Origin of the sequence: Sulfurovum sp., assembly GCA_020525365.1 — a bacterium.
GTDB lineage: Bacteria > Campylobacterota > Campylobacteria > Campylobacterales > Sulfurovaceae > Sulfurovum.
In genome coordinates this window covers 673,623-682,420 of sequence record JAIZOF010000001.1, presented here as the reverse complement: position 1 = coordinate 682,420, position 8,798 = coordinate 673,623, and the positions used below count along the sequence as shown (strand labels likewise).

Below are 8,798 nucleotides of genomic sequence, written 5' to 3'. Positions count from 1 at the left end.
TTTAGGTTTAGTGCGCATTATACCATAAAATTTCCTTAAAAGAACATAAAGCAATTTTTTCAAGTAAAGAAATGTAATATAACTATGAAGATCTATTTAGGAAATTAACGTATTTTTTAATAATTTTTATTTAGGTAGATATAGAAGAATATGGTGCGTCAGAGAGGATTTGAACCTCCACACCACTAGGGCACTACCCCCTCAAGGTAGCGTGTCTACCGTTCCACCACTGACGCATTCTGTAGTTGACAGATCAAAGACTATCAAACTTAAAATAAGGGGTAAAAAGTTGTAGCGGAAGTATACCGCTGCAACTTTAAGTTTTCCTGATTACAGGAAAGGGTTTGCATAGAGTGCAATAAGTGCAATTACTAGCGTATAGATAACTTGTGCTTCAATCATTGCAAGTGCAATAAACATGGTTGTCATCAATTTACCACCAAGTCCTGGATTTCTAGCAGTACCAGCAATTGTTGCAGCAGCCGTGTGTCCCATACCAATCGCACCACCAAGTGCAGCAAGACCAAGACCAACACCAGCAGCTACTACAGAGTAAGCCTGAACCATAGCTTCACCTTCATTAGCAAAAGCAACAGCACCAAGTGCCAAGAAGAGTAAGAAAAATTTTTTCATCATTATATCCTTTAGGTTAATAGAGTTTAAGTCTCTTCGACTGTTTTCTAAAGTCTGTTCGGATAGCGTAAACAGTATCTCACTGCCAACCCACACATAAATGCAATGGATTTCCCTACTTATTACTTTATACTAACGCTGGCATTATAGCAGAAATGATTTAAAAACTGTTCTGTAGTTTATGTATCACTGAAATAAGACGGTGTTGCCAATTCAACCTTCTTTCCTTTTTGCTCCATAACCACCACTTCTATCTCATCGCCTTCGCAATAGCGTTCTTCTATATTATCTACACGTTCCTTGGCAACTTTAGAGATATGCAGTAGGGCATCAAATCCATCAGGCATCTCCACAAATACACCAAAGTCTACAATTCGCTTAATCTTTCCTTTGTAGGTTTTTCCAACCTCATAAGTCATCTGTTTTTGTATTGGTGTATTAGCAATCTTTTTGATATGCTCTTTTGCCGTAGAAACTTTCTGTTTATCGCTTCCTGATACTTTCACTCCACCAGTATCTCTATCAATATCGATACTAACTTCAAATTTTTCAATTATGCTACGAATTGTTGCACCCGCCTTACCAATAATATCACCGATTTTACTAGAATCAATAGTAAAATGTTCCGTGCTAGGAAGGGCTTCACTCTCTATAATATTTTTCTCTGCTTCTTCCATTAAATCAAGAATATGATTCTTGCCATAATTTGCTTGAATCAATACTTCTTTGAGTATCTTCAGACTAATACCACCCAATTTAATATCCATCTGAAGAGCGGTAGTTCCTCTCCTTGTACCTGCAATCTTAAAGTCCATATCACCATCATGGTCTTCAAGTCCCATAATATCAGAAAGTATAATATGTTTGCCATTCTCGCTCACAAGACCCATTGCAATACCAGCCACCATATTAACCATATCAATATTAGCAGAACGAAGTGCAAGAGAGCCACCACAGATTGTTGCCATAGAAGAGGATCCATTGCTTTCAAGAACTTCTGCTACCAACCTAATTGTTCCATCATGGTTAAGAGGAATAGCGGGCTCTAGTGCCCTTTTAGCAAGATTTCCATGTCCAAGTTCTCTACGCCCAGGTGCCCCAATAAATTTTGCCTCACCAACAGAAAAACCTGGAAAGTTATAATGCACCATAAAGTTTTCAGATTGGCTATTTTTATCAGTAATAAGCTCAAATACTTGAGCATCTTTTTTGTCTCCTAGTGTTATGGCTGCCAACACTTGTGTTTGCCCTCTTGTGAAAAGGCAAGTGCCGTGCACAGAAGGAAGGATATTGGTCTCAATACTGATAGGGCGTATCTCATTAAATGCACGACCATCTGCACGAATACCTTTTTCGAGAATCATGTGACGCACAATATGCTTCTTGTAGCGTTCAAGCGTTTTCAAGATAAGCTCTTTTTCTACCTTTTCTCCTTTGGTTTCAAGTGTCTCTATAATATGCTCATATACTTTTTTTAATTCTACAGAACGCTCCGATTTTGCCATATGAGAGATAGCATCTTCTACTGCTTTAGCATAGTTATTTTCAATCCATGCATAAAGCGATGTATCCATTTTCTCTTCTATCAATTCAAGCATCAGTGGTTCACGTACCGCTGGTGCAAGTGAAATACTATATGCCTCACTTGCTTTAACAATTGCTTCTTGTGCCAGTGCAATTGCCTTTACTAAAGCCTCCTCATCAAGCTCATTGGTCTCTTGATGCTCTAAAGTTGAACTGACAATATCTACTTCAGTATTGTGAATAACCTTAGATGCCATAGTACGCATTTCAATCATTAAGATATCATTTCCTAAACCAACCACCAAAAGATCAAGTACACTTTTATTCTGCTGAGAGAGGGTTGGATTAATAACAAATTCTCTTTCAATCTTTCCAATACGAACTGCACCAATAGTCTGCGATATGGGGATATCAGAAACATAAAGTGCTGCCGATGCAGCATGCAATGCAGCCACTTGCATATCGACCTCATTGTCACTACTAACCACCATAACCGTAATGGTCACTGGATAATGGAAGTGATCAGAAAAAAGTGGTCGCAAAGAACGGTCAATAATACGTGATGTTAAAGTCTCAAAATCACCAGGTTTGGTTTCACGCTTAACAAACCCACCAGGAATCTTTGCAGCAGCATAAGCTTTTTCAATATATTGTACGGTTAGTGGAAGAAAGTCTTCATCTGCCACTTTCTCATCAATTGCTACTGCTGCAATAAGTGTTGCTTTTCCCTGACGATACATCACTGCACCGCTTGCTTGTCTGGCTATTTTGTTGCACTCATATATCTCTTTGAGATTATTAACATTGACCTCAATGATCTGTTCTTTCATTATATTTCTATTCCTTTATTGATGTTCAATTTCTATTTTTGGCTCTTCTTTTTTATCAAACTTTTCATAGGACTCCATCATACCCAATATCTCTTCAAAACTTAAATGCTGGAAGGTTTTATAATAATATTCTATTGAAATGTAGTTATCTATTTTGTAAGGGCAGAAAACACCATCGCAAACTGCTAAAAGATTCTCATAAACTGCTCTATCTAAAATAGGTGTTGCAATATAGATATTCTTTGCTTCTCTTTTGATTACCGATTTGAGTGCTACCATCATTGTCAAGCCTGTTTCAATACACTCGTCTACCAATACTACATGCTTTCCTTTTAAAGAAAGAAGATCCTTCCCTTTTCGATATTGATATACATAGCCAAGTATCTCTTCATCATGTTTGCGTTGTGCCTCATTATAGACAAAGTCTTCATTAATATCAAATGCATCAATCAATGCCTTGTGTACTACCATCTCTTCTACTTCAGAAATCATGGCAATGGCTACTTCAGGGTTGTTCGGTGCCAAGATTGGTTCCGTTAAAAGAATATCCATTTTAGCATGTACTGCTTTGGCGATCTTGTCTGAAAAAAAGACTCCTCCTTTACTAACACCAATAACAATAGTCTCATTCTCACGCAACAGATCTAATGGAAGGGCTTCAACCAGTTGCGTAGCAGCATCTTCTTGATCTTCAAAATAGTAGTGGTCAGGGCTTGAATCTTTGGGCATAACCCTCTCCTAAAAATTGTTTATTAATCTCATCTTCACTAAAAGTATAACGAAAATCCTCTATATATCTTGTCAAAAGCTTATAGGCATTATTTAATGCCTCCATCTTTTCAGCATCCCCTCCTAAATCAGGGTGGTATTTTCTTGCAAGAAAATGATACTGTTTTTTAAGATCCTTCTGGGTAATAAATTTAGGCATCTCCAATACCTCTAAAGCCTCTTCAATTATTTCAACAGAATTTTGCATCACCATATCCTTGATTAGAAACTGGCAAAAGGAGCAAAGTTAAATTGTGCACTAAAACCATACTCTTGCCTATCAAGATTTTTTCCAATACTAATTGGTTGAGGCAAAATATTCGTATGTGCTCGTACCGTAACACTCCAACAATCTTCCTTATAGGAGGCACTTATATCCCATAATTTATTTTGTACTTCTTTTAAACTATATATTATCTTACCGCTATAGGAGAAGTGGTCATTGTAATCATATGTAAAGTTTATATTCAAGTCATTGGATACTACAGACTGGTTGAGTAGTTCATTATACTTTTTATAAATGTGACCAAAACTCATATGGTAGTAATTCTCATCAAAACTTACAGAAGTTGAAGATTCACTAATGTTTTTGTATTGATACGAATAAGAGATATTATTATAAAACTGCCATTGATTCCAATAGTAGCGCATCTCATTTTGGATATTAGAAAAATGGTAATCCTTGTTTGGATAGTAGCCTTGAGAAAGACGTTGGAAAAAAATAAGGGTCATTGTCTTATCATAGAAATATTGATTGAGGGAAAAAATAGCACGTTCTTCAGGCAGTTCTATGAAAAAAAGTTCTTGAATATCTGATTGTATATTATCATCCATACTATATGTATCTTTAAGCATTTTACTAAGCGATGAAGCAAGTCTCTGGCTCTCTTTTTCAGGTTTAATATAATAAATAGAGGGTTGCACGATATGGGCAAAATCTGTATATTTTTTTGTTAAATCAGAGAAAAGTTTGACCAAATGGGTATGGGTGTTGCGGTTAAGATAAGGAGACTCTAAAGTATTATCATTTTTAAAAAAAAACTGACCAAAAGAAAATGACTCGCCTAGTGATATATTTACAAAGTCATCCAATAATGCAAAATTTACTTCAAGAGGAATGTTCAACTCCACCTGATTTAAAGTTGACCCTGTTTTCCGATCCAATCGCTTTGTTTGTACATCTACAGAATAAGTCAAATGATCCCAAAAGAAACTTTTAAGATATTTATGTACCTGCAATGAAGGGAGTATCTGTACAGTTCCATCATTGTTCTCTAAACGGGTATCAATAAAATATTTGGCATTAAGTCCACCATACCATATATCGTTATAAAGAAAATAGTTTAGTCTTGATTCCTGTAATGGTACTTGTCCAAAGTGTTTTAAGCGAGTAGTTTTCTGTAGGTTCAGATAGTCAATATCATTCAAAAATGTTGTATTCATATATAGTCCATCAGTATAATCTTTAGAAAAATATTGATTGAAAACTTTTGAAGAATCATATAAAAACTCTAATCCATAGTGCTTGTCTTCAGAAAGACCATTCTTTTTCACATAAGATGTGTTATCTTTAAAGTATCCTATCCTCAGCTGCCCAGAGGAGTGAGGTGAGTCTGCAAAACGATAGGTAGCATACACCCCCAAACTCCGGTTTTTTCTAATTTGTGGGTTGAATTCTATATCCATACTCTCATTAATTGCCCAAAAGACTGGCTGTTCATATAAAAATCCTTCTTTTCTAAAATAGTCGAACCGAGGAAATAGCAGTCCTGAAGAGCGCCTATTGTCTATTGAAAAGGCGAGATAAGGAAAATAGAAGATTGGAATATCATTAAAATAAACTTTGGAATTGTAGACTTCCATATACCTCTCTTTGCTGTCATATAGTGATTGAGAAAAGCGCATAACCCAAAGGGGATTTTCAATTTCACAACTAGAGAGCATACTGCTTCCAAATGTATAATTTCCCTCTTTTCTGTTGGCCTTATTGGTCAAAAGCCATATATCATTCTCGTTGGTAAAAAAAAGCTCTTTAAAATTAACCCTGCTACTTTGGGTGTCTATCTCCATATGAGAAGTATGCTCTTTTGTACCCTGATATCCAATCATCTCCACATTACCATCTGCAATAAGGTGATGTTCTTTTTTATTATAGAGTACATCATCGGCACGTATTATCATATCTTGATAGTAGATAATTGCACCACCTTTTGCATGCAGTGTCGTGTTCGTCTCTTTAACCTCTTTTGCACTTACTTCAAGATTATTATTTTTCTTAGAATTAGCATAAACCATATTGATACATACGATATAAGCAAACCAAAGAAAAATAATTTTATGCATCGACCACAACACAATTGGAGAGCTTGTCATGTAGCGTCTGGCGCAAAGAGGAAAAGAAAGCAAAAAGAAAGCCTAAGTAGAAAAACATCTCACTAACAAGCCTAATAGATGCACGCAAAAATGCTTGCCAAAACAAGGGAGAACTCCCTGTTTTATAGTCAACCACTCTAATCTTCATCACATATTTTCCCAACGTCATACCACTTTGCCATACAAGCAAGGTATGGTAGAGTACTTTTACCATAAAAACAATGATTGCATTATCCATGACAAACTGGTTAATCATCATGACAGTCGTTTCATCTATTACTGTAACATTCCCCATCAATGCTTTTATTGGTTCATAGAAGATAATGATTAAAAGAAGATTAATAATCATATCATCAATCACAAAAGACCATATACGTTTATTATGAGAAGTAACAGAAAATATATTTTCACTCATGACATATCCTACAATACCTGATAGGCAATATCAGTACGGCACTGTTTTCCAGAAAAATGTACTTGCCCTACTAACATATATGCATGATCTCTTGCCTCTTTAATACTGCAACCAAGCCCTACACAGACAAGTACTCGTCCACCAGAAGCATAGAGTTTTCCATCCTCACCACGACTTACCCCAGCAAAAGAGATATGTGTATTCTCTTTTAGTTCTTCATGATGAACCTCATCAATAATAATCTCTACCAATGGAGAATTTTTGTAAGGGTAATCTTTACTTGCCATTACTACACCAACTGCATACTGATCTTTAAATTCAATTTTAATATTTTTAAGATCACCCGTAGCAGCCTTATAAAAAAGCTCACTTGCGGGTGATTTAAGCAATGGCATTAACACTTCACATTCAGGATCACCAAAACGTACATTATACTCAAGAATAATAGGCTCACCTTTAACAACCATCACACCAATGAAGAGTACACCAGTAAATGGCATTCCCTCCTCTTCCATTCCTTTAAGGGTTGGCTTAATGACACGCTCATCAAGCTTGTGGTAAATCTTATCATTAACCAATGGCGTTGGTGCATAAGCACCCATTCCTCCCGTATTGGGCCCCTCGTCATCGTTAAGCAAACGCTTGTGATCTTGTGCAGCAGGAAGGACTATATAGTCCTTCCCATCACAAATAGCAAATACAGAAAGCTCATAACCATCAAGAAACTCTTCAACTACAATGGCTGTTCCTGCTTCACCAAAAGAGTTGCCTGAAAGCATCTCTCCAGCCACTTTTTTTGCCTCATCATGTGTCTTGGCAATAATGACCCCCTTACCACCACAAAGCCCATCTGCTTTGATAACAATGGGTACTTGTAGTATACCGATAAACCTATATGCCTCTTCTAGTGATGAAGTTTCGATATAGCGTGCTGTAGGAACATTATGTCGTGCCAAGAAGTTTTTCATAAATACCTTAGAGCCCTCTAGTTGTGCTGCTTTGGCAGTAGGACCAAAAATAGTCAGTCCTCTTATTTTAAAAATATCAACAATTCCTTCTACAAGCGGTGCCTCTGGCCCAACAATAGTCAAATCGATATCATTGTCCTCAACAAAGTCTGCTAGTGCATTAAAGTCTACAGCAACAAGGTTCTCTCCTAGTTTATCTGTTGCACCATTACCTGGTGAAAACCAAAGTTTTTCTACATTCTCATCTTTACTTAGTGCTAATCCAATAGAATATTCACGCCCACCACTGCCTATAATCAGTATTTTCATTCTTTTCTCCAGAATTTATGAGATATTTTCTAAATGTAACCTAAAGTGATAGCATTTGTGCGTAGAGGGTTTTCAAAAGGCTTAAAGACAAACTTATTTTTGTTTATTTAAAAAGCTTTTGGAAAGCCTATGCGTGCAAAAACCATCGCCAGTAAGCTACCCAGATAGCCGTTCTGCATAAAGTCGGCCCTAATAAGCCAACGGTGCGGGAGAGGGAAGCGCTTTAGGGGGAAAATCCTTACATGTTTCCATGCTCAAACAGAAGTACCCACACACCACACTTGCCACATATCCTGCAAATAGTAAATGTTGGACCCCATATTACAGTAGTCGAACCATCTAGGCTGATAAATTATAACCTATTTAGAGTTAGAAGTGCCCTAAAGTAATTGTGCTTTTTCGATACAAGACATGATAAGTGGGCGGTCTGCTACCACGTATTTCACCTCCTTGGGAAGATGGACTCTAGTAGACTCCCCAATGACCACTGCTGTAAAACTTTCATCCCAATTGAAGTTTCTAAAAAAGCAATGGATTGTTGAGGGAGAAGTAAAGATAATAATTGCCTTTTTTTCTGGCATCTCTTTCAAACCATACATACAACACGATGTCTCGTAGACAATCTGTTCTTTCAGGCTAATCCCCTTTTTTTGTAAATAGGTTTTGGTATCAAAAGAGACCTTTTTGGGACGAAAGTAGAGCATCTTTCGTTCCTTGAGAAATGTAGCAATATCTTGGCTAAGCATCTCACCATAAAAATTTTTCGGACAATAGATAACCTCTCCACCAAGTACTTCAATCTGTACTTTGGTTGCGCTACCAATAGCAATACAAGGATAATCTTTCCATCGTTTATCAATCATATCTACCGTCTTTACTGCCTGTTTGGAAGTAAATATGAGTGTATCAGCATCATTAAAGTCCAGATATTCAGCTACGGTTTTAAAGCTGATCATGGGTAATGAAATTATTCCCTCT

At 36.7% G+C, this 8,798-nt stretch carries 8 protein-coding genes and 1 tRNA gene; all 9 read right to left on the bottom strand.

Annotation, left to right across the window (positions count from 1 at the left end; all coding sequences use genetic code 11):
• Positions 1-151 precede the first annotated feature (151 nt).
• Positions 152-236 (bottom strand) — tRNA-Leu (locus LGB01_03350).
• Between the two features lie 94 nt (positions 237-330).
• Positions 331-633: a F0F1 ATP synthase subunit C gene (locus tag LGB01_03345; GenBank protein MCB4753248.1), complete on the bottom strand. Its 303-nt coding sequence runs from the start codon at positions 631-633 to the stop codon at positions 331-333.
• 179 nt (positions 634-812) lie between these two features.
• Complete coding sequence (locus tag LGB01_03340) at positions 813-2,987, bottom strand: polyribonucleotide nucleotidyltransferase (GenBank protein MCB4753247.1); 2,175 nt, start codon at positions 2,985-2,987, stop codon at positions 813-815.
• Between the two features lie 15 nt (positions 2,988-3,002).
• On the bottom strand, positions 3,003-3,716 hold the full coding sequence (locus LGB01_03335) for a hypothetical protein (GenBank protein ID MCB4753246.1): 714 nt from the start codon (positions 3,714-3,716) through the stop codon (positions 3,003-3,005).
• Positions 3,694-3,963, bottom strand: a complete 270-nt coding sequence (locus LGB01_03330) for a J domain-containing protein (protein ID MCB4753245.1) — start codon at positions 3,961-3,963, stop codon at positions 3,694-3,696. Before LGB01_03330 ends, LGB01_03335 begins: the two co-directional genes overlap by 23 nt.
• A 14-nt stretch (positions 3,964-3,977) precedes the next feature.
• Positions 3,978-6,098 (bottom strand): LPS-assembly protein LptD, encoded by a 2,121-nt coding sequence (locus LGB01_03325; GenBank protein MCB4753244.1) that lies wholly within the window; start codon positions 6,096-6,098, stop codon positions 3,978-3,980.
• Complete coding sequence (locus LGB01_03320; GenBank protein ID MCB4753243.1) at positions 6,091-6,543, bottom strand: RDD family protein; 453 nt, start codon at positions 6,541-6,543, stop codon at positions 6,091-6,093. Before LGB01_03320 ends, LGB01_03325 begins: the two co-directional genes overlap by 8 nt.
• An 8-nt stretch (positions 6,544-6,551) precedes the next feature.
• Positions 6,552-7,820, bottom strand: a complete 1,269-nt coding sequence (purD, locus tag LGB01_03315; GenBank protein ID MCB4753242.1) for a phosphoribosylamine--glycine ligase — start codon at positions 7,818-7,820, stop codon at positions 6,552-6,554.
• Between the two features lie 380 nt (positions 7,821-8,200).
• Positions 8,201-8,776: a uroporphyrinogen-III synthase gene (locus tag LGB01_03310; GenBank protein MCB4753241.1), complete on the bottom strand. Its 576-nt coding sequence runs from the start codon at positions 8,774-8,776 to the stop codon at positions 8,201-8,203.
• Between the last annotated feature and the right edge of the window lie 22 nt (positions 8,777-8,798).